Source organism: Fibrobacter intestinalis, assembly GCF_900167415.1.
GTDB classification, from domain to species: Bacteria; Fibrobacterota; Fibrobacteria; order Fibrobacterales; family Fibrobacteraceae; genus Hallerella; species Hallerella intestinalis.
Genome location: NZ_FUWU01000010.1, coordinates 1 through 21,124, shown reverse-complemented (window position 1 = coordinate 21,124; position 21,124 = coordinate 1). Strand labels below are relative to the sequence as shown.

Here is a 21,124-nt window from a genome sequence, read left to right as displayed (position 1 = left end):
CGTACCTCCTTATTAAACGAATTTTTCTTTAGTTGTATTCCTCACTTTCATATTCCAACTTAAAATCATCTTTTGGCTCAAATCCATTACAAAATTTAGGAGGAAGATTTTTTAAGAATTTATATTTTTCAACAAGGTGTTTTTTCCTCCACTTTGTTCCATAACGCGACATAATGTCGAAATACAAAAGGCAAAGTTCATTGTTTGATAATTGCGCCCGCAATGATTTTATATAATTGTATTTTTCTTTTTGCGATAAATCATTATTACCGTCAATCAAGGATATAGCATTATATAAATTTCTAAAATAGGTGCTTAATGCAGTTTGATTTGGTAAATTAAAATCTTTCTGGGCAAGTCTATACAGTTCATCTAATAGATGCGGATATTTTTTATATTTTGCCAAAAGTTCGTCAGAAAACGATTTCCATTTTAAATCAATTCCAAAGAAAAATATCATAAAACTCAAGTCCAATATTTCTTCTTTGGGCAGCCCTTGATTATCACTTTCTTGATTAGTTAGTTTTTGGTTTGCCTGCTTAACAAGATTTTGACATTTGAACAAATATAATTTGAAGTTGACAAAGGCTTTTTGCCCAGAAAAGGTTTCATTTTTTGTTGAAAATTCCATGTTTCTCAAATTTTCTCTATGATAATCGACCATTTTATAAAATGTATTTTCAATTTTGGAAACTCTAAATTGTTGATTTTGATACAAAAATACCAATACAACCAACAAAGAACCTGCTATCGTAGCAGAAGTGCCAACCAATCCAGAGAAAAATGCTCCAAATTTCTCCGCCAAATCAACATCAAGTTGAAAACTTGAATTGAAATAATTCCTATTAAATAGGAATACAAAGAAAAGCACTACACTAAGGATTAGAAATAAACAACTAACAATTAAAATCACTTTTTTCAGAATTTTTTCTATACTCATCTTTCTTATCTCCTATAAAAAATTATTCCCACTCCAAGCTGCCTTTGACGAGAACCGGGCAGGCGGCTTTGATTTGTGCTTTGAGCGCGGCGGCAATGCGCTGGCGTTCGATGTAGCATTTGTAGATGTTCACGATGTTTTGCTGAACGTCAAGCGGCGGCACGGGGATTTGCACATCGCACATCTCATTCCAGTCGAATGTTTCACGCGCCGAGCCCCACGAGCAGTAGCGCGCGTAGCGGTCGAATTCCGCGCGGTTGAAAAACAGCGAAAGATATTCCGAAAGAATCACATCAGGGCGGCTTACGCGGAATGTCGTGTAAATCGATGAAATCAACAGCGAATTGCCGCCGTCATTGTAAGCAAGGGCGATTTTATCACCGCGCCGGGAAGTGTCGGCAACATACGCAAATTCATCGGACTTTACGATTTTATAAGACTGCAATGAAACTCCGTTCATATCGGCTTTTGTTTCGATGAATTTTTTTTCTGTGGAAATTCCTTTCACGTCGGAAAGTGTGTATTTCCCGGCGGTGTTCTGTTCGTCCACTTCTTCCACAAGGTCGCCGAGGCAAAAGTGAGCAACGTCTTTGATTTCCGGGCTGCCGTTTTTTATCCGGTCGATGAATCCGTCGCAGACGAGTTTCAAGTCCTGCAAGCCGTGCTCGTAAGCGGCGAGGTTTTCTTTGAGCGCGCGGTATACAGCGACGGCGTTTTTCTGCGCGGCAAGCGGCGGAAGGGTAATCGGCGTGTCGCAAAAATCTTCCCATGAAAATGTTTCGCGCGCGCTTCCCCACGAATTGAAGCGGGCATAGCGGTCAAACTCCGGGCGGTTGAAGAACATGAAAAGATAGTCGGAATCGATTTCATTCGGGCGGCTCACGCGGAACACAGTATATATTGAGGAAACAAGCACGTTTTTTTCTTCGTCATTATAAGCGAGGGCAATTTTATCGCCACGCCGGGAAGTGTCAGCAACATACGCAAATTCATCTGGCTTTATAATTTTATATGAATTAAGAGGAACGCCGTCCATATTCGCTTTCGTGTCAATAAAAGTTTTTTCTGTGGAAATTCCCTTCACGTCGGCAAGCGTGTATTTTCCGGCGGTGTTGCGTTCGTCGCAGAGTTCTATCAATTCTCCCAAGCGGTATGTTTTATTTTCTTCTGTCATGATTTGTCTCCGTTTCTCCGTTTCTCCGCTTCACCGCATTTTCCTCTCGGTGTTCCAGTTCGCTTATGTTGCTCAAAAAATGCGTTTCCACGGCGGACAATGTTTCCGGCTGGATTGCCTTGTATTTTTCGTATTCGGAATGCGCCTTTTCGATTGCTTTCTCGTGGGAAATACGTCCGGCAGCCGTGAGGATTTCGCGGCGCGTCATTTTCAGATAATCGTCGATTGTTTCGAGCCAGTCTTTCATATACATCGGCTCATGGTTTAGGGCGCGGACTTCCGCAATGTCGAGGTAAGCGGCGACAATCTTGTTCAGCGCGTCAAGTTCCGTTTCGGAAACGGTAATTTTTTGCGATTTCCACGTCTGACTTTTTTATCTGCCTGCCGCTCCAGCTTGTAAGCCCCATGTTCTGTTTCTGCGCGTCCGCCCGGTCGTAGATGATTTCCGCAGCGGTGTGCTTATGCGCCGCCCAGTGCATTTTGTTCTGCACTTCCTTGAAAAATCTGACGGAACTTTCGGCGCACGGGTCGTAATCGATGCTTGTCGAATAAATCTCAAGGACTTTGCGCCAGAATACTTTTTCGCTTGAGCGAATGTCGCGGATTCGTGCCAGAAGCTCATCGAAATAATTTCCGCCGCCAAGTTCCTTTAAGCGTTCGTCGTCAAGGGCGAATCCTTTCTGCATATATTCTTTCAGAATATTCATCGCCCAGATTCTGAACTGTGTTCCGCGCAAAGATTTCACGCGGTAGCCTACGGAAATGATAACGTCGAGATTGTAATAATCAACCTGATAGTTTTTTCCGTCGGCGGCAGTTGTTGCAAAATTTGCAACAACTCGATTTTTCTCAAGTTCGCCCTCATCGAACACGTTTTTGATGTGCCGTGAAATCGTAGATTTGTCGCGCTGAAACAACTGCGCCATCTGGTCAAGGCTCAGCCAAACAGTGTCGTTGTCAAACGTCGCCTGAATTTTTGTAACGCCGTCCTGCGTTGTATACATGATGAGGTTCGTGTTGTTTTCTGTCATGATTCGCCTCCGTCTGTGCCGTCAATCCCGTAGCCGATTCCTGCGAACGCGTCTTTTAGAAGCGCGCGGCTTTTTTCCTCACGCGCAAGGAGTGCGGTCATTTCAGATTGAATGCGTTTCATTTCCGCCGGAAAATCAATCTCCAAGTCGTGGTCGATGAACTCGATGTATTTTGACGGGACGAGCGAAAAGTTTTTCTCTTCGATTTCAGAAAGTTTTACGCTGCGGTAAAGTTCCGGCACTTCGTAGTGCGCGCCGTCCGTGCCTTCGTTCTGCCACGTGTGGTAAATGTCCGCCGCCTTTTGAATCTGCTCCGGCGACAAAAGCACTTTCTTTTTGTTTTCGTTTTTGACTGGATTTTCCTGCCAAGTGCGCAAGTCCATAAAGAGAATCTCGCCGGTGCGGTTCCGAAGCGTGCGTTTGTGGTATGCGCCGCCTGTTTTGTTCGCGTTCAAAATCCAGAGCGTAACGCTGATGTCGGTGGTGATAAAAAGTTCGCGCGGCAAAACGATGATTGCTTCAATTTTGTCATTCTGAATGAGTTTCTTTCTGATTTCAAACGCGTCGCCGTCGCCGAGCGCGCCGTTCGCCAAAAGGAATCCCGCCACGCCCGACTGCTTTTTGAGGTGCGAAAGGATGTGCAGAATCCACGCGTAGTTTGCGTTGCTTTCCGGCGGCACAGGATAATCCGCCCAGCGCGGGTCGCTCCGCAAGTTTTCGTTCCACCAGCCTTTCAGGTTGAACGGCGGATTTGCCATAATGTAGTCAAAGTAGATTCCGCGGTGCTGGTCGTTCAAAAAAGTGGAGTCGCTTGTTTCACCCAAGTGATGGCTGATTCCCCGGAGCGCGAGATTCATCTTGGCAAGCCGCCACGTCGCCGCCTCCTTTTCCTGCCCGAACACGTTGACTGCGCTGATGTCGCCTTGCCGGGCTTTGACGAGCGCGGCGCTCTGGATGAACATTCCGCCGGAGCCGCAGCACGGGTCGTAGAGCGTTCCGTCGAACGGCTCAATCATTGCGGCAATCAGCTGGACGACATCATGCGGCGTGTAGAATTCGCCCTCTTCCTTTGTGGCGTTCACGGCGAATTCCTTCAGAAAATATTCATACACGCGCCCAATCAAATCCTTTTCCTGCCCGAACGTCTTGTGGCTAATTTTGTTCACTTCGTCCACGATTTTTTTGATGTCGTTCGCGCCGAGATTGCGCTGGGTGAACGTGCCTTCCACAAAGCAGCCTTTGAGCGCGGCGGAATGCGACGCGATGCTGTGGAGCGCGGTGTCGAGCGCGACGTTCAGTTTGGGCGCGGGCGTGTTGATGATTGTTGACCAGCACGCATCGCTCTCAAGATTGTAGGTTCCGTCCGTAAACGTTGCGTCCTCAAAGAACGCCCTTTGAATTTCCAGGTCGTCGGGATTCAAACCCTGCGCCGCAATGTCCGCGCGGAGTTTTTCGATTCCGTCCTCGTATTTTTCGCCGATAAAGCGCAGGAAGACGAGCGTGAGCATCATGTCGCGCTTTTCAAAGAACGAGCCGGAATTCCGCGCCTGCCGAAGAATGTCTCGGCACTTAAAAAGAAGCGAATCCAAGTTGAGCGTTTCGATTTCCGATTTTTTTGCCTTTGCCATGAGTCTTAAACAATTTTTAGTGATTGTTAAATATTTTGTTTTTAAAAATAGTTTTTTAAGATGTAAAAAATAATACTCTTAAATTTGTAGATTTGACTAATTGATTTTGTTTGTACATGGATAATCAGAATGTTGATTCCCTTTCTAGACTTTGGAGAAAGCGGGCGATAGGCGCAAGTCAGGTTCTGCGCTCGCTGCTTCGCAACGACAAGATGATGCCTGCGAAATAAGCCGATAGTCGCTGCCGTTTTTTTACCGCTTATCGGTCAAATCGGGTTTTAGGATGGGCTGAAAAAGGAATATTTATATATTTAGCGTATGGAAAAAAAATCGTTGATAGAAAGATTTTCTGCTTGGTACATTCCACTTATTTGCAAACATCAATACAAGGCTCTGCTTTTTTATATTCTTTTGGCGCTGGCCTTTGCTTTTCCGATTCTTGTTTATCCGGGGTTGAAGTTGGATGCCGACTTGGCGCACTTGCTTCCGGAAAAAACTCCCAGCGTTATCGCTTTGAACGAATCTTACGAGCGCTTTGGAAGTACGGACCGGTTTATGATTGCCATCCAGAGCGAAGACGTGGAATTGGTCGCGGCATTGCAGGATTCTATCGCCGATTACATTCATCGGAATTGGCAGGGTGATTACGTTTCGACGCAAATCGATAACGAAAATCAATTTTTCAAAGATAACGCGCTGCTCTACCTTCCGTTAAAACATCTGGAATCCCTTCGCGACAATCTGGAAGATGTCCAGCAGGAAATCGGCAGACAAAATGGTCCTCTCGTCGTGGACCTTTTGGGCGAAGACCTGGCAGAGAAAAAAGAAAGGGTTTGGTTCGACGCCAGCATTCCTCAAGAGCTGGGACTTCCCGAAGAAGCGTTGAGTGCATTCGATTCTTTTTTCAAAAAAGATTCCTCGAAAACGGAAAACGCTTCGGCGGAATGGAATCCCAAATCGACGATTCCTGCGCATTTGAGAACTCGTTTAATCGGCAGTCCGCAGCCCGATAGCACGGGAAAAATCCTTTATAATGGCGTGGTCAATGCGAAGCTTTTAAAACCTTCGACGGATTATGAATTTGTCACGCGCATTTTGGCCAAAACCGATACGCTGTTGCAGAATTTCAACAGCCGGACTTATGCTGTGCCCACTCGTTTTACAGTGGAAGGAACTTATGAAGGTTTGAAAGAAGTGGATGATGTGGCAAACGACAGTATCTTCTCGTTCGGAATCAGTCTGGTTCTTATTTTCTTGCTGACGATGTTCTTTTTCCGCAGCGTGAAAGGCCCGATTCTCGTGACGGGTTCGGTGCTGTATGCGTGCCTCCCGACGTTGGCGTTTACCGCTCTTTTTTACGGCAAGTTCAATCCGTTTACGGTTTTTGTCGCTTCTATCATTTTGGGAATTGGCATTGACTATTCCATTCATATTTTGGGAACGGCACAAAAATTAAAACACAAATATGCGACGCTGGAAGAGGTTTTGGAAGCCGCACAAAGCAAGATGATCAAACCGTTTATTTTGGCGAGCATCACGACGATCGCGGCCTTTTTGACCCTTCTTGCATCGAACTTCCGGGGATTTTATGAATTTGGCATTGTGGCTTCGACGGGCGTCCTGTTCAGTATGCTGACTTCGGTGCTGGTGCTTCCCGTTTTTGTCAAATGTCTCGGCGGCATTCCCGCAGCTCCGCAAAACAGCCTTTTGCCCAAATCCTGGAGCGAACAGAAAATCGCCCGATTCTTCAGAACGGCTTCGATTGTGGGATTTGCTTTAGGTGCGTTCGCTCTGTATTTCTGCCAGTATGTGGATTTTGAACACAATTTGAAAAATCTTCGTCGTGTTTCAACGGAAAAAACGCAGAAGAAAAATAAAATTTCGACGAAGGTCACGCGGGAATCGAACAAGGCGGTTTCTTCGACACCGGCTGCGGTTATGGGTTCCAAACCAGAACAGCTCGATCTGCTCTACGATACTTTGATGGTCCGCCTATTGGTGGAAAAGGACTCGATGCTCGGCAGCTTTTTAACACTGAAAAGCCTGGTTCCTCCACAGGATTCGCAGGAATTGCGCTTAGAAATCATCGAAGAAATTCGGGATTTGGCGAATGCCAGAGTTTTTGATCGGGCAATGGGCGAGGATTCGGCAAACATCGCCAGCCTCCGCAAACTTTCTCAAGTGGAAAATCCGTTCACCGCCGAAGACATTCCGTCGTGGACTTTGGATTTGCTGAGGGAAAAGGACGGATCCTATGGAAAGATTGGATTTATCTATGGGGATTTCCCCAGTTGGGACGCCAAAGCTTTGCATAAATTTCAGGAACGCTACGGCCATTGGAATTTTGACGGCGAAAATCTTCGCACGTTCTCTTCGCAGTTCATCCTTTCCGACGTGATAGAATCGGTCAAAGCGGACAGCTTTAAATTGGCGGGAGCAATTATTATTGTCATCATGGGGACACTCGCGATTTCTTTCCGCAAACCGAAACTGTTCCTTACCGGCGGCATTTCTTTTGGAATGGGATTTTTGATTACGATGGGCTTGCTCGGTTTTTTGACGCACTTTTTTGAATTTGGAAAAATCAGTATTTATAACGTGATAGTGATTCCGATGACTTTGGGAATTGGAATCGATGCGACGATTCACTTTATTTCGGCGTGGGTTTCCGATAAAAATCTGACGTTGCGCACCCTCTTGGACACGACGGGGCGCAATGTGATGGCGAGTTCGACAACGACGATCGCGGGTTTTGTCGGCTTTCTCTTTACGACGCATCGCGGTCTGCAGGGAATCGGGCATTTGGCGTGCATCGGCATTGCGGTATTTTTAGTGACGAGCGTTGTCTTTTCCATGAGTCTTTGCGGGAATTGGCTGAAGAAGCGTGATTAAATCTTTTGGGGCAAACGCTTTTCTCCGTTTAAGACTTGTTTGAACGAAAGAAAAAGGCAAAATAACTGGAACTTTTCTTAAAAGAGAGCCCCGAATGGGCGAAAACGACAGCTTCCGCCGCGGTACTCCTTGCTATGATGGTATGCGTTTTACCCATTTGAATGACGATTTTACGTTGCTTGTGGCTTGCTACGATGTGCGCTTCATCGTTTGAAAGGCCGGTTGCCTTGGGGGGACAAGCAGCCGCACAAAACCAAGGTTTGACTTAAAAGCCGCCCCTATCCCTGCAAGCAACATTTTACACAAATTGCGGTAGAAAAAAGGCCTGCAAAAACGTTTAAAGGAATTGGACTTTCAATAGGGAAATTCCGCATTCTAAAGAGGAAATCCATGAAAGAAAACAACGCTAACGCCCGCACTGGGCACGACTCCTATTTCCGCTCCGTCTTCAAGGCTCCCGACCGGGCCGCGGAACTTTTGCGCCTCGTCGCCCGAAACAACAGGAGCCTTTCCGAATTCCTGAAGACCGTGGACCTCTCGACCCTCACGGAAATCTCCGAATCCTTCAGCGACACGGAAAGCTTCGGCTACGCGGACCTGGCGTTCACCGTCAAGATCGCCGGGGACGGAGGCGAAAGCAACGATGTAAAAGATAGAGAGAATGCGAAGCGCTCCGCAGATCTCCTCGTCGGCATCCTCGAGGAACACAAGTCCTCGAAAGACCCGAACATCACTGCTCAGCTCGTCAAATATTGGTACCACATCATGGTCAAGAACCAAAGGAGCATCCCCACCGTCGCCATCGTCTTCTACAACGGCAGGGAAAGCTGGGACTTGGAAAACAAAACCATGTTCCCGGACTACCCGGAATACTACCACCGCATCGGCCTGCCGTTCGTCCTGGAGCTGGTGGACATCGGCGATAGTTTCAGCACAAACGAAATCCGGGACATCTCCCCGAAAATTGCACTGGCACTCGTGGCGATGAAATACGTGTTCCACGGCGAAAAGATGCAGAGGCACTTGCGCGCCGCCGTCAAAATGCTGAAGGAACTGCCCCGGGACGAAGCGGAGAATTTCCTCACGCAGACTTTTCTATATTTGAAGAAACTGCTCCCGAAGGAAGAGAAAGAGGAATTCAAAATGGACTTCATCAAGACATCCGAAGCCTACGGCTACGAGACCATCGCCGACGCCGAAGAGAAGGCCCTCGCTGCAAGATACGAGGAAGGGCGCGACGAAGGCATCGGAATCGGCATGGAAAGGGGCGACTTGAATGCCCGCAGGGAAATGGCGAAAGCTCTTAAAAACAATGGAGCATCTCTAGACCTTATCGCGAATGTTTCCGGTTTTTCCGAAGAAGAAATCCAAAATTTGTAATTTCTATTTCCAACTTAGGCCTCGCTTTATGCGGGGCTTTTTTGTAACATATCTCATTAATTGAGCCGATTTCCCCCGCGAAGAGGCGGAGAATTTCCTCATGGACTTTTCTATATTTGAAGAAACTGCTCCTGAAAGAAGAGATAGAGGATTTCAAAAACGGGGAGAGGTTGTCCATACAGAGGGCTTTGCTTTCTGCTGGTTTCTGTTTGCAGTCTTGGCCATAGACAAGAGAGCCTTCCGCTGGAATTATGTCCTCGCTTGGATTGCAAAATTTTATGGAAGAATGCATTCCCTATAAAATACTAGAGATTGCTGTACTTTTGAATTTTACTACACTCAAAATGCAAACTTTAAAGGATGAAAAAGCCTCTCCGGGGAGAGGCTTTTTTTTTGAAGTTCACGATGCTGGCACTAGCAGTTATCACCACCAGTTAGCACCACATTCAACATTGGATGTTGCTCCCGTCAATTCGAGAGTCATAGAACCGGCGCAGTCCGAAGTTTTCGTCGTTAGAGACGCGTGATAAGTTCCGGAAGTTGACGCACCTCCGTTAACAGAAGCACTCCAAGATTCACCAGTAGCACTCTTGCAGTAAATCTGGCAACCGCCAGGATTCGTCGCACCCATGGCAATTGTATAAGTTCCTGCACCCGGCAAGATTACCGTGTCATTGGCTTTCAAAATTTCATACTCTGGAGCACTGCTGTTCACCGCCTTGGCTGCGGCGCAAGTGAATTGCTCTTGGGTATTGTCGTCGTTCGAAACGGTTACAACTGGCGTAATTTCTTGACCCTTTTCCGTAAACGAAGCGGTTGCCGTTTCGCCTGTTCCCGTTGCATCGGTCCATGCGTATCCTGTAATGGTGGCTCCGGTTGTTTGACAGCCGGAAACCGTCCAGGTTACCGTGGCGGGACCGCTGGCGACATCTGGGTTGGCTACATCCGGCGTGCAGACGCAGCCCGTAATCGGAGCACCGTTGACTTGAAGCTCTGAACACTGAATGGTATTGCCGTCCACTTGGAGAGTTGCCCCGAAAGAACCCGAAGCCGTATAAGTTGCGGTAGCGGCATTGCCTCCATTTTTGCCAAGTTCGCTAAACGTCCCCTCCGTGGAGTTGGGCATTGTCCAGTCGAACAGCGCATTTTGCTGGGCAGTCATCCCCGCCATCCCAGGCGGCGTAACCCGTTTAAATGTCCACTTTGTGCTTGCTCCCTTTTCAATTTTAGCGGGAACGGGGTCGCAGGTCCCATTGACGGTTCCATCGTCTTTGATTTCAACCGAAGAACTGGATACGATGACGCTCGCACTTGACGTGATGACGCTGGCTGAAGAAAGGTTCACAATGGGAGAGGAGGAACTCAGCGGAGGCACGACTGATGCCGAGGACATGGATGCGGAAGAAACGGAAGCCGAACTCGGTTCGGTAATTTCGCTTGCCGAGCTTGAAGAGGGTTCTACGACAATGTTGCCGATATTCGCCGCGCACTTGGGGTCGTCGTTGCAGGCTGTCGTTGCGGATTCGATCAGTGTTTTATAATAATCCGGATCGTTTAAAAAGGCGCTGCTCTCGTCATCCGCAGAAGTGCTGGATACATCCCCATCGCCGCAAGCAATGAAAAGGCTACCTGCCAGCGCGGCTGCCGCAAAGCCAAAAACCAACTTCTTTTGCATAAGAAAGACCTCTTTCTTGTAAAGGACAAATACTCACAGTGAATTTAAACATTTTTGGCCGCATCGTAACATATTTATGGCATACCAAAGGGGAATTTGCGTGATATTTGATACGGAATTTCCTCTTTTGGCGTTGAAATGGGCTAATTTAGCAACTATTGGCCAGAAACGGGCCTGGTTTCTTCCGGGTTGATTTTCCGCTTGCCGGTGATGAACTGCTGCACAAAGGGGTTCGACGTGTTCTTGATTTCTTCTACCGTGCCGACTTCGATGATTCGCCCTTTATACAGCATGGCGATTCTGTCCGCCACTTTGAAGGCACTCACCATGTCATGCGTTACCACGACGGAGGTCACGCCGAGCTTGCTTTGCATATCCAAAATCAAATCGTTGATGACGTCGCTCGTAATGGGGTCAAGGCCTGTCGTCGGTTCGTCATAAAGGAGAATTTCGGGGTTTAAGGCAATGGCTCGCGCCAAGGCGACGCGTTTCCGCATACCGCCCGAAAGTTCGCTGGGCATTTTGGTGCGAAATTCCGGAACGAGATTGATCAGTTTTAATTTTTCCGTAACGATTTCTTGCACCCGCTTTTCCGAGAGTTCCGGGTGATGTTCCCGCAGCGCAAATGCGATGTTTTCGCCCGTGTCCATGCTATCGAAGAGGGCACCGCTTTGAAAGAGCATTCCCATTTTTTTGCGAATCGTACGCGTGTCGAAAAATTTTGGCGTGCTGATAGTGACCCCATCGACTACGACTTCGCCTTCGTCCGGTTGCAAAAGGCCTATCATGTGTTTGAGTATCACCGACTTGCCGCCGCCGGATTGTCCGATAATCACCATGGTTTCGCCTCGGCGAATATCCAGATTGACATCCGCTAAAACCGTCTGGGTTCCAAAGCTTTTTTTGAGTCCGCGAAGCTGGATCATGATGTCGTTGGAATCGATGTTCACATTGGGCATAGTCCGTTCCTATTGAAAAAGCATCGCATCTGTTGCCAGATCCAAAATTAAAATCATCAGGCAGCAGGAGACAACCGCGTCTTTTGTCGCCAGTCCCACGCCGCGCGCTCCCGGTGCTGCATTGATGCCGTGGAACCAGCCGAGCAGAAAAATGACAACGCCAAAAACAAAAGATTTAATGGCTCCGCCGAAAAGATCCATCGGATTGAACAGGTATTGCATACCCGTGTAAAATGTATAGGATGAAATATCCAGAGCCAGAACAGCGACTATCCAGCCGCCGATTAACGCCAGACAATTGGATATGATGGTTAGGCACGGCACCATCGTAAAGAAAGCGACAAAGCGGGGCATTGCCAGAAAGCGGTAAGGATCAAGCCCTAAAACTTCGTGGGCGTCCAGTTCTTCTTTTTCTCGCATAGAGGCGATTTCTGCGGCAAGGGCGCTGCCTACCCGTCCGGCTAAAACCAAGGCTGTAAGGAGCGGCCCGAGTTCTATCAGCACCATTTTACAGGCGGCGGTTCCCACCCATTTGTCGGCAACAAGCCCTCGAAATTGAAATGACGCTTGAACGGTGGCTACCATTCCCGTAAAAATGGACGTGACAAAAAGCAGCGGCATCGAAGATACGCCAATGGAAACCATCTGCTTTAAAACCAATCCCCAGGTTCGGAAAACGTAGGGAACTTGGCGAAGCGTCCAATACAGAATGCAACACAGCTCTCCGACGCTGGAAATTCCGTTTACAACGATTTTTCCCAAAAATTGAAATGGCGCCAAGAGAAATTTCATTGTCTGGCCTCAGAGACTATCGCCCAAAGAGCCGAATGAGTTCGCCAGCCCGGCGTCCGGATCTTCTTCGGCGATGTAATTGTCGAATTTGGTGAACTCTCCACGCCAGGTGAGATTTATATCCCGAGTGGAGCCGTTGCGGTGTTTGGCCACCAGAAGCTGCGCCTTGTTTTTGTCCTCTTCGCTTTGGGTGCGGTAAAAAGGGCGTTCAATAAACCAGACCATGTCGGCATCCTGTTCGATGGATCCGGATTCACGCAAGTCCGAAAGTTGTGGTCGGGTCTTTCCGTTTTTCATATCGGCGCGGTCTTCGGATTTACGGGAGAGCTGGGCCAGAGCGATAACGGGAATTTTCAAATCTTTTGCCAGAATTTTCAATCCGCGGGAAAGCGCTCCGACTTCAACGGCGCGGTTTTCTGCTTTTTGCGTTTTCATCAGCTGCAAGTAATCTACGATGACCAAATCCAGTCCGACTTGGCGTTTTAGACTCCGGCATTTGGAAAGCAGTTCCATAATTCCCAAATCCAAATTGTCATCGACATACAGGGAATTGGACTGGATGATGCGGCTGGCTACTCCGGGGAGCTTCGCCAATTCATCTCTGCTCAAATTTCCGTTTTGGACGGAGGAAAGTCGAACTTCGGCCAAAGAGCAGAGGATGCGCTTCATCAGTTCTTCGGCACTCATTTCCAAACTGAAAAAGGCGACTTTTTTACCGTAATTGATGCTGGCGTTTGAAGCCAGGTTTAGGGCGAATGCCGATTTTCCCATGCCGGGGCGCGCCGCTAGAATAATCAAATTGGAAGGCTGCAAGCCGCTTGTCAGATTGTCCAGTTCCAAAAATCCCGTTGGGCATCCGGAGAGTCCTTGTTTTCTGTTGTCGATTCCTCGAAGGACTTCGTTTACTACATCGCTGGCGGAACGCAGAGAATTTTTGACTTGCTTTTCGGCAAGCGTCATGAAAGAACCTTCGGCGTCGGCGATGACTTTGTCTGGTTCCGCGGTCGGGTCTTCGGCATCCCGAATCGCTTTTGTGGATACGTTGATCACTCGGCGTAAAAGCGCTTTCTTTCGGATGATTTCGGCGTGATAGGCTGCGTTCGCACCACTGGCTACGGATTCAATCAGTTTGAGCAGGTAATCCACTCCGCCCACGGATTCCAGTTTGTTTTCTTGTTCCAAGGCTGCGCGAAGAGTGACGACATCGATTGGGGTATTGTTCTGCGAAAGTTTTTGTAATGTTTCCCAAATAATGCGGTGCCGTTCTTGATAAAAATCGTCCGGCGAAAGAAGGGAAATGACTTCCGATAGGACATTCACGTCCTGCATAACCCCGCCGAGCAAAAACACTTCGGCATCGGATGCCTGTGGAGCGGCTCTTCCGCTATAGGCGTAATTTTCTTGATCTTGAACCATAAGCGATGATAAAAATCCGTATTGATTATCCGACTTTTAATATAGACAAAATTCGGAGCGTATGGAAACGTCGATGGACAATTCTACAAGGAATGCGGAAAGGCGCTATTGCTGCTGGGCAAAACGGAAAAGGATGAGTTGGTAAATTGTTTCGATAATGCTTTTTATTTTGGATTTTTATGGAGAGTATATCACCCCGCAAAGAATCCGCATTTGGGAACGTGAATTTTCCATGTCAGTAATTTTAATTGTTTGTCTGTGAACATTTCTTCGGGTTCAATAAGCGCCGTCGCCTGTGTTTGGGCGAATTCCAAGGGCGTGCCACCAAAGTCGAACATCTTTGCCGAATTTTGGGAAAGCGCCTGTTTTAAAAGTTTGTCGCCAAAAAATACGACTGTTTTCGGGTGAATCAGCGATACTTCTTTTTCCAGCATTTTTTTCAAAACCTGGGCGACCTGCGGAAGTACTATTCTTGCGGTTTGTTTTTTGCAAAAATATGTGATGGCGATTTCTTCGGGAGGAATGTTCAAACTGCCAAACATTCGGGAGACCATTTGCCCTACATCCGAATGGAGATAGCCGTCTGCAAGATATTTTTCTTGGGGAGAATAGATGACCAGCAAAATTCTGGGAGATGCGAGATTTCCTTCACCTTTGGCGAAAGGTGTTTTAGCGTAGATTTTTTCCGTTGAAACGAGATGGTAAAATTCGTCAAGAGTCTGTGCGGATTCGTATGCCGAGGGAATTGTCGATTTTGCCGATTCGGGAATGACAATTTGAGTGGCTTTAGGCTGTAATGGCGCAATTTTTTTAGGCGGCTCGGATGGCGGTTTTGGTGTGTATGCCGCCGTTTTTACGGGAGGGTTTATTGGTGTTGCCGTTGAAGAAATCATCGGGCGCGGTTGTTTTGGGGGCGACCAAGGTTCATCTAAAAGAACAATGCTGTCGCCTAAGTCTATTTGTTCTGACAAATACTTTGCAAGTTCCGAAAAATCAGGCACCTAAATCCTCCAGCTTTTGACGAACTTTGTTTACAATTTCTGCGGCGAGTTCCCGCTTTGAACGCATTGTCAATTCTGGCACAGATTTTCCTTGTTCCAAAATGGTAAAAGGAACTTGATCGAAACCGAATCCCGCATTGGGCATGACAGGAGTGTTGAGTACCAAAAAATCGGCACCGCTTTTTTCCAATTTTTCTTTGCCATGCTTTTGCACATCGTCGGTCTCTAATCCGAATCCAACAATGACTTGTTTTTCCGTTTTATTTTTGACCGAATCCCGCAAGATATTGGGGTTGGGCTCCAGTTCCAAGACGAATTGGGAACGGCTGTCTTTGATTTTTGAAGTGGAGATATTTTTGGGTCGGTAATCCGCTACGGCTGCGCAGTGGACGATGGCGTTTACTTCTGCCTGTCGAGAAAGTACCGATTCGTACATTTCTTGTGCGCTTTGGACGGCGACTTCCAAAATGCCGTTGGGGATTTTTACATCCATCGGTCCGTGGACTAAAATGACTTGAAATCCCGCATTCCAAAAGGCTTCGGCTAGTGCGACGGCGGTTTTCCCACTGGAACGATTGGAAATGTAGCGGACGGGATCGATGGCTTCTTCGGTGCGGCCCGCTGTAATTAGAACGGATTTTGCGAAATCATTTTCTTTGGAACGGAATTGTTTCAGAGCTGCAACGATTTCGGCGGGTTCCATGAAGCGTCCCGGACCATTTTCGCCGCAAGCGAGTTTTCCCGACGGAGATTCCAGAACGGTCGTGTCGGCAAAGGAACGGAGAGTTTGCAAATTTTTTTGGACAGCGCAAGAAAGATACATGGTGGAATTCATCGCCGGAGCAATCCATTTTTCATGGCCGCTAGACATATAGCACAAAGAAACGGGATCGTCGGCGATGCCATTTGCCATTTTACCGATGGAATCCGCCGATGCGGGGGCGGCTAAAAAAATATCCGCCCAACGGGGAAAATCGATATGTTGAAAAGGCCGCCCTTCTGGATTGCCGTCCGAAGTATAAACCGGACATTTGGAAAGGGAGGCGAAGGTCAAAGGCGATACGAATTTTGTCGCTGCGTCCGTCATCGCGACTCGCACTTCTGCGCCTTCTTTTTGCAGCAGACGCAAGAGTTCGCAAGCTTTATATGCGGCGATGCTTCCCGTAACGCCCAGCAAAATTTTCTTTCCTTTTAAAAACATGGTTTATTCCTTTGCTTTGGATTTTCGGACAAATTCTACAGCACCGAGTCCTGCTTTTGCGCCTTCGCCTACTGCAACGGCGACCTGCAAAACACCGCCAAGGCAATCGCCGGCAGCGAAAAGGCCCGGAACCGTCGTCATCTGTTTTTCATCTATAATCAATTTGTTTTGTTGAACAGAGGCTCCTGTTTTGCGGGCCAGATCTGCCGCACTTGCTGTTCCGATGGCAACAAAAATGCCATCTACAGGGATTTCTTTGCCGCTTGCAAATCGAATTTTTTGGACTTTATCATTGCCCGCGATTTCAGCGATGTTTTCTTTTTCTACGGCGTAGGTTTCGGGAATTTCTACAGCGGGATCTTTACCAAGAGTGCACAGGGTGACTTTGGAGGCTAGCGGTAACAATTCTTTTGCTTCGGCGAGCGCGTATGCGCCATTGCCCAGGACGGCCACATTTTTTTTGCGGTAAAAAAATCCATCGCAAACGGCGCAGTAGCTAACGCCTTTACCTTCAAAAGAATCCAGTCCAGGAATAGGAACTTTGGAACGGACTGTTCCTGCAGCGATGATGACCGCTTTTGAAAAAAAAGTTTGTTCGGTCCCGTCGGATTTCTTAATGGTCGCATGAAATTTTTCTGCGAACATTAAATCGACGACTTCGCCCGTCACTACTTCCGCGCCGAGTTTTTTCGCTTGCTCTTCTCCTCGGTGTGCGAGTTCTTGCCCCGAAATGGTGCTTTCTAGTCCATAGTAATTGGCAATTTGGTGCGCACGGGAAAGTGCCCCAGCGTCTTTCGCCAAAAGTAAAACAGACAGGCCGGATCTCAATACATACAGGGCAGCTGAAATTCCCGCAGGTCCTTTGCCCACAATGATCACGTCAAATTCATTCCGCATAATGAACCTCCGAAGCTTCTAAAGGCAACTCCTTTCCTTCTGCCATGGCTGCGTCCAGTTTTTGTCTTTTTTCTGTGGATAGCCACCAGTAAACCGGAATGCTTTCGTCTTCGCGTCCGAATTTTGCATAGACATTTTTAGGCATGCCAAAGCGGTTCCAATAGAGAACCCGATGAAAATCGCATTGCCACATGAGCACATAGGGAACGATTTCGGTCAAGCGCGTATCAAGTGCGCGTAAAATTTCGTTGCGTTTTTTTAAATCGAATTCCGTTTTCTGTAAATGGATAAGGCTGTCGATTATCGGGTCTTGAACTCCTGTCAAATTATTCGTTCCCGGGTCATTTGCCGTTGCGCTAGACCAAGAGGCTTCGGGATCGTTCAAACGGGAACTTCCCCATGCGATCCAATACATGTCAAAATCGGCTTCGTCCAAACGTTTTCGAAGCGTACTTTGTGAAATTTGTTCTATAGAAATCTGAATGCCTGCTTTTTGTAGAGTCTCCTGATAAAAAGTCAAGTGCCGCATATCTTCGCTGGCGGTGATAAAAGAGATGGTGAATGGAATTCCGTCTTTTTCTAACATTCCTTTGTTGCCCGGAATATAACCTGCTTCGGTCAAGAGGGCGCGTGCCTTGTCCATGTCGAACGGATAGTTTTCTGCATGGGGATTATCGTGCGAAGGCCATTGATCCGGATAGTAACTATTCAGTAGAAAGTATTGGTTATACATGTATTTCTCATTCATCAGCTGGCGGTTCATTAAATAGGAAAGTGCTTTGCGAACTCGTACGTCTTTGAATTTATCCCGGCGCAAATTCATCGCCATACCTTGGAAACCGATGGGTTCGCGGTTAAAGATTTGTTGTTTTACTGCCCAGCCTTTTTGTACGGCGTCAAAATCGGTCTGCTTCATCCAAATGGAAGAGGTGTACACGGCGTAAACATCCAAGTCGCCTTTTTTGAAAGCTTCCAAAGCTTTGGTTCGGTCTTCCATAAAACGATAGCGGATTTTTTCAAAATTGTATTTTCCTCGATTCCAGTTTTTGTGAAAGCCCCACCAGTTTGCATTACGAGAAAGTTCCACATAGCGTTCTTCTCGAAAATCGGAAATTTGATATGGGCCTTCAACGACGGAAAAACGATAGCGGATTTGATTAAAGTCGGCGTCTTTCCATACGTGTTTGGGAAAGGCGACAAGTCCTGCCGCTTCCCAGAAATTTGCCCAATGCACATCTTTTGCCGTAATAGAAAGGGTGAGTGAATCAATGATTTTGGGGCGTTCAAAACGAGAAAGGCCAACTTTGAAAATCGGTGTCAAGTTCTGGGGATTCATAATGACATCGTAATAAAATTGAACGTCTTCCGCCGTGATTTGCACGCCATCGCTCCAGCGTGCCCGAGGGTCGATATGGAACGTAAATGTCATGCTGTCTGCAGAAATTTCCCAGCGATCCGCTAAAATGCCGATAGGACGGTCTTCTGTTGAATGCAAAGAGACCAGCGGCTCGAACATGAGGCTCATGAGGCCGGCACTAAAGCTGTTGTAATCTTCCCACATGTTAAAAGATTTGGGCATCGCCGAACCCCAGAGGCGAATCGTTCCGCAGGGAACCGCGGACAAGTCGGCCATCGGATCGAATTCTCCATCGGCATCTGCCGGGTAGGTGCTTGTTTCCGGGCACACTTCTGGATTTGCCGTTTTATGGCTTTGCTTTTCTGTTTTACAGCCGACGAGGGAAATCCCGATGACGAGCGACGACAGTATGAGTTTAAAGAACGACGACGCTACTTGAAAACGAGCAAAGCTTGATGCAATTTTTTTCATTTCTTTTTCCCTTTTACAATGTCTTGCGCGTCTTTTTCTGCGCGGGCAATAGAACGTTTTGTCACTTTGGGCGGTTTCACATTCAAAAACGCCGCATTCGTTTTTTCTTTTTCTTCTTTCTGAAATTCAGCGAGGGCAATTTTTGCGGCTTCCTGTTCCGCTTTCTTTTTAGACGCGCCTTTTCCTTTGCCGTATTCTTTTCCATCGAACATCACCGCTATTTCAAAAATTTTGCAGTGTTCCGGTCCGGTTTCCGAAATCACTTCGTAATCGGGCGAAGGCAATGAACGCGCTTGCATATATTCGAGCAGTGCGCTCTTGTAGTTTATAAAATCCGCTTCTGAAATGACTTCTTGCACATTCGGGAAAATGTGCTTTTCCAAAAATTTTCGGCATTGTTTAATATCGCTGTCCAGATACATTGCGCCAAGAATCGCTTCAAAAGCGTCTTCTAATAAGCTGTCTCTTTGTCGTCCACCGGTTTTTGCTTCGCCTTTGCCCACGCGAAGATAAGCACCCAAGTTCCAGCTTCGAGCGATTTTGGTGAGAGCCTGACCAGAAACAATAACGCTTTTCATTTTGGAAAGGTCGCCTTCCGGCAAATGCGGATAAGTCTTATACAGATATTCCGTGACCAGCATATTCAATACGGAATCGCCTAAAAATTCAAGGCGTTCATTATTTTCCCAATAGGGAATTTCTTTTCCGGAAAGCCAAGAACGATGCACCAAGGCGTGCGCCAGATACTCTGGATTTTTAAATTCATATCCCAAACTGTTTTCTAAATCATTTCCTGATTTTTTGCGGAACCACAAAAAAAGACGGCGGATTACATTTTTTTCTTTCTTTTCCATGGTGGAAAACATAGAAATTTGAATTTCATTTGAAGTTCGCCTTTAAAAATTCATTTTCAAAAAATCGGTTGCATTAGAGTGGTTCGTTGTCAGTTATCTGTTGTCAGTGGTTAGTGGTTGGTGAGCTTGCCGCCCTTTGATAAACTCAGGGACCGGTTGCTGAACCATGGTTGCTGAGCTTGTCGAAGCATTACCAAAGCTGTTTTGAGTCGCAGTCTAAAATGCGTTTGTACAAATTAAGAAATACGTCGAATATAAATTTTTATGGCGAGATCCATTTTTATAAATGAAGATGCCGGAGAAAATTATATTTTGAAAGGAGAATTGAAAATGACAAGCTGCCATTTTTCAAAATGAAAATTGAGGTTTGTATGCAAATAGAACATATCGCTATGTATGTAAATGATTTAGAAAAAGCAAAGGACTTTTTCATAAAATATTTCAACGCATCTTCGAATGCGCTATATCATAACGAACAAACAAATTTTCGATCGTACTTTTTATCTTTTGACGATGGCGCAAGGCTTGAAATAATGAACAGACCCAATATGATTGACGAAGAAAAGCCTTTGGCCAAAACGGGATATACGCATGTCGCTTTTCGTCTAGGGAGTCAAAAATCGGTAAACGAACTTACGGATAAATTAAAAAACGATGGCTATCAAGTTGTCAGCGGGCCAAGAATTACCGGCGATGGATATTATGAAAGTTGTATTGTCGGTTTTGAAGGAAATCAAATAGAAATTACGGAATGAGAAACGGATGGAAAAATAAGGGAATTGTTCACAATCTTCCTCCAAATTTCCTCAAATAATTTTTTTCCAAAGCGTGGATTTCTTTTTCACAAGGAAAATTTCTTCTCGCAGACTGCGAGGTGCTCGCTTACGCCCATGAGCCTTGGAAGCTCCGCTTCCTTTAGGCGAATTGTCCCTTCCAGGGATACTTCAACTATGGAATCGGAGATTCCAAGTTTCAGGGATGCAAAGCCATAGCAATTCATATGGGCTCCTCGTCATTGCGAGGAGCGTAGCGACGTGGCAATCCTGGCTGCGGGAAAGGATTGCTTCACCCCTCCGGGTTTCGCAATGACGTAAAAACAACCGCCCGCTCAAGGAACGCAAGCGAGCAGGCAGTCCCGTACACAATCCGTCCCAGCGAGGAACAAAGCGGCCCATGAGCCTTGGGAACTTGTTCCCTTAGATGAATTGTCCCTTTCAGGGATACTTCAACTATGGAATCAAAGATTCCAAGTTTCAGGGATGCAAAGCCGAAGCAATCTGTGCTGGCACCTCGTCATTGCGAGGAGCGTAGCGACGTGGCAATCTTGTCAGCGGGAAAGGATTGCTTCACCCCTCCGGGTTTCGCAATGACGGTCGCTTTCAAATATGACTGATTTTCTCCTTGGTGGGTACGCAATGACGAATACTACTAGTCTCCTCGAAGATAATGCCTGCAA

General features: G+C 46.9%; 16 protein-coding genes and 1 pseudogene. 4 read left to right on the top strand and 13 right to left on the bottom strand.

Annotation, left to right across the window (positions count from 1 at the left end):
• Positions 1-28: 28 nt before the first annotated feature.
• The 4 genes and pseudogenes from B5D40_RS04095 to B5D40_RS04075 form a co-directional block, all read right to left on the bottom strand.
• On the bottom strand, positions 29-940 hold the full coding sequence (locus B5D40_RS04095) for a putative phage abortive infection protein (RefSeq protein ID WP_078775880.1): 912 nt from the start codon (positions 938-940) through the stop codon (positions 29-31).
• A 22-nt stretch (positions 941-962) separates the two neighbouring features.
• Positions 963-2,114 (bottom strand): restriction endonuclease subunit S, encoded by a 1,152-nt coding sequence (locus B5D40_RS04090; RefSeq protein ID WP_078775879.1) that lies wholly within the window; start codon positions 2,112-2,114, stop codon positions 963-965.
• Positions 2,098-3,145, bottom strand: a pseudogene (locus B5D40_RS16300) (virulence RhuM family protein). Before B5D40_RS16300 ends, B5D40_RS04090 begins: the two are co-directional and overlap by 17 nt.
• Positions 3,142-4,773, bottom strand: coding sequence for an N-6 DNA methylase (locus B5D40_RS04075; protein ID WP_078775877.1), 1,632 nt, complete (start codon positions 4,771-4,773; stop codon positions 3,142-3,144). The pseudogene B5D40_RS16300 and the gene B5D40_RS04075 overlap by 4 nt, the downstream one beginning before the upstream one ends.
• Positions 4,774-5,091: 318 nt before the next feature.
• Between B5D40_RS04075 and B5D40_RS04070 the strand changes: the two genes are divergently transcribed.
• The 3 genes from B5D40_RS04070 to B5D40_RS04060 all read left to right on the top strand — a co-directional run bounded on the left by B5D40_RS04070 (position 5,092) and on the right by B5D40_RS04060 (position 9,346).
• Entirely contained in the window at positions 5,092-7,665 is a 2,574-nt protein-coding gene (locus B5D40_RS04070) for an efflux RND transporter permease subunit (RefSeq protein WP_078775876.1), read from the top strand.
• Between the two features lie 390 nt (positions 7,666-8,055).
• Positions 8,056-9,045 carry an Rpn family recombination-promoting nuclease/putative transposase gene (locus B5D40_RS04065; RefSeq protein WP_078775875.1) on the top strand — a complete coding sequence of 330 codons (990 nt, stop codon included), beginning with the start codon at positions 8,056-8,058 and terminating at the stop codon, positions 9,043-9,045.
• A 100-nt stretch (positions 9,046-9,145) separates the two neighbouring features.
• Positions 9,146-9,346, top strand: coding sequence for a hypothetical protein (locus B5D40_RS04060; protein ID WP_078775874.1), 201 nt, complete (start codon positions 9,146-9,148; stop codon positions 9,344-9,346).
• Positions 9,347-9,469: 123 nt separating this feature from the next.
• Here B5D40_RS04060 and B5D40_RS04055 read toward each other — a convergent pair whose 3' ends face one another.
• The 9 genes from B5D40_RS04055 to rnc form a co-directional block, all read right to left on the bottom strand.
• Positions 9,470-10,720, bottom strand: coding sequence for a hypothetical protein (locus B5D40_RS04055; protein ID WP_078775873.1), 1,251 nt, complete (start codon positions 10,718-10,720; stop codon positions 9,470-9,472).
• Between the two features lie 155 nt (positions 10,721-10,875).
• Entirely contained in the window at positions 10,876-11,679 is an 804-nt protein-coding gene (locus B5D40_RS04050; RefSeq protein WP_073305803.1) for an ABC transporter ATP-binding protein, read from the bottom strand.
• 9 nt (positions 11,680-11,688) lie between these two features.
• Positions 11,689-12,471, bottom strand: a complete 783-nt coding sequence (locus B5D40_RS04045) for an MlaE family ABC transporter permease (protein WP_073305802.1) — start codon at positions 12,469-12,471, stop codon at positions 11,689-11,691.
• Between the two features lie 9 nt (positions 12,472-12,480).
• Positions 12,481-13,887 carry a replicative DNA helicase gene (gene dnaB / locus B5D40_RS04040; protein ID WP_078775872.1) on the bottom strand — a complete coding sequence of 469 codons (1,407 nt, stop codon included), beginning with the start codon at positions 13,885-13,887 and terminating at the stop codon, positions 12,481-12,483.
• 191 nt (positions 13,888-14,078) lie between these two features.
• Positions 14,079-14,888, bottom strand: a complete 810-nt coding sequence (locus B5D40_RS04035) for a uracil-DNA glycosylase family protein (protein WP_078775871.1) — start codon at positions 14,886-14,888, stop codon at positions 14,079-14,081.
• Positions 14,881-16,089, bottom strand: coding sequence for a bifunctional phosphopantothenoylcysteine decarboxylase/phosphopantothenate--cysteine ligase CoaBC (coaBC, locus tag B5D40_RS04030; RefSeq protein WP_078775870.1), 1,209 nt, complete (start codon positions 16,087-16,089; stop codon positions 14,881-14,883). Before coaBC ends, B5D40_RS04035 begins: the two co-directional genes overlap by 8 nt.
• 3 nt (positions 16,090-16,092) lie before the next feature.
• Positions 16,093-16,986: an NAD(P)/FAD-dependent oxidoreductase gene (locus tag B5D40_RS04025; RefSeq protein ID WP_078775869.1), complete on the bottom strand. Its 894-nt coding sequence runs from the start codon at positions 16,984-16,986 to the stop codon at positions 16,093-16,095.
• Positions 16,976-18,814, bottom strand: coding sequence for an extracellular solute-binding protein (locus B5D40_RS04020; protein ID WP_078775868.1), 1,839 nt, complete (start codon positions 18,812-18,814; stop codon positions 16,976-16,978). The genes B5D40_RS04025 and B5D40_RS04020 overlap by 11 nt, the downstream gene beginning before the upstream one ends.
• Complete coding sequence (gene rnc / locus B5D40_RS04015) at positions 18,811-19,668, bottom strand: ribonuclease III (protein WP_095849644.1); 858 nt, start codon at positions 19,666-19,668, stop codon at positions 18,811-18,813. Before rnc ends, B5D40_RS04020 begins: the two co-directional genes overlap by 4 nt.
• Positions 19,669-20,039: 371 nt before the next feature.
• Here rnc and B5D40_RS04010 point away from each other — a divergent pair, with 371 nt between their 5' ends.
• Positions 20,040-20,423 (top strand): VOC family protein, encoded by a 384-nt coding sequence (locus B5D40_RS04010; protein ID WP_078775913.1) that lies wholly within the window; start codon positions 20,040-20,042, stop codon positions 20,421-20,423.
• Positions 20,424-21,124: the final 701 nt, after the last annotated feature.

Excerpts from the sequence above, each read along its gene's own strand:
- B5D40_RS04065 (WP_078775875.1), top strand. The coding sequence starts at position 8,056 with ATGAAAGAAAACAACGCTAACGCCCGCACTGGGCACGACTCCTATTTC.
- B5D40_RS04070 (WP_078775876.1), top strand. The coding sequence starts at position 5,092 with ATGGAAAAAAAATCGTTGATAGAAAGATTTTCTGCTTGGTACATTCCA.
- coaBC (WP_078775870.1), bottom strand. The coding sequence starts at position 16,089 with ATGTTTTTAAAAGGAAAGAAAATTTTGCTGGGCGTTACGGGAAGCATC.
- dnaB (WP_078775872.1), bottom strand. The coding sequence starts at position 13,887 with ATGGTTCAAGATCAAGAAAATTACGCCTATAGCGGAAGAGCCGCTCCA.
- B5D40_RS04055 (WP_078775873.1), bottom strand. The coding sequence starts at position 10,720 with ATGCAAAAGAAGTTGGTTTTTGGCTTTGCGGCAGCCGCGCTGGCAGGT.
- B5D40_RS04075 (WP_078775877.1), bottom strand. The coding sequence starts at position 4,773 with ATGGCAAAGGCAAAAAAATCGGAAATCGAAACGCTCAACTTGGATTCG.
- B5D40_RS04025 (WP_078775869.1), bottom strand. The coding sequence starts at position 16,986 with ATGCGGAATGAATTTGACGTGATCATTGTGGGCAAAGGACCTGCGGGA.
- rnc (WP_095849644.1), bottom strand. The coding sequence starts at position 19,668 with ATGGAAAAGAAAGAAAAAAATGTAATCCGCCGTCTTTTTTTGTGGTTC.
- B5D40_RS04095 (WP_078775880.1), bottom strand. The coding sequence starts at position 940 with ATGAGTATAGAAAAAATTCTGAAAAAAGTGATTTTAATTGTTAGTTGT.
- B5D40_RS04010 (WP_078775913.1), top strand. The coding sequence starts at position 20,040 with ATGCAAATAGAACATATCGCTATGTATGTAAATGATTTAGAAAAAGCA.
- B5D40_RS04060 (WP_078775874.1), top strand. The coding sequence starts at position 9,146 with ATGGACTTTTCTATATTTGAAGAAACTGCTCCTGAAAGAAGAGATAGA.
- B5D40_RS04050 (WP_073305803.1), bottom strand. The coding sequence starts at position 11,679 with ATGCCCAATGTGAACATCGATTCCAACGACATCATGATCCAGCTTCGC.
- B5D40_RS04090 (WP_078775879.1), bottom strand. The coding sequence starts at position 2,114 with ATGACAGAAGAAAATAAAACATACCGCTTGGGAGAATTGATAGAACTC.
- B5D40_RS04045 (WP_073305802.1), bottom strand. The coding sequence starts at position 12,471 with ATGAAATTTCTCTTGGCGCCATTTCAATTTTTGGGAAAAATCGTTGTA.
- B5D40_RS04020 (WP_078775868.1), bottom strand. The coding sequence starts at position 18,814 with ATGAAAAAAATTGCATCAAGCTTTGCTCGTTTTCAAGTAGCGTCGTCG.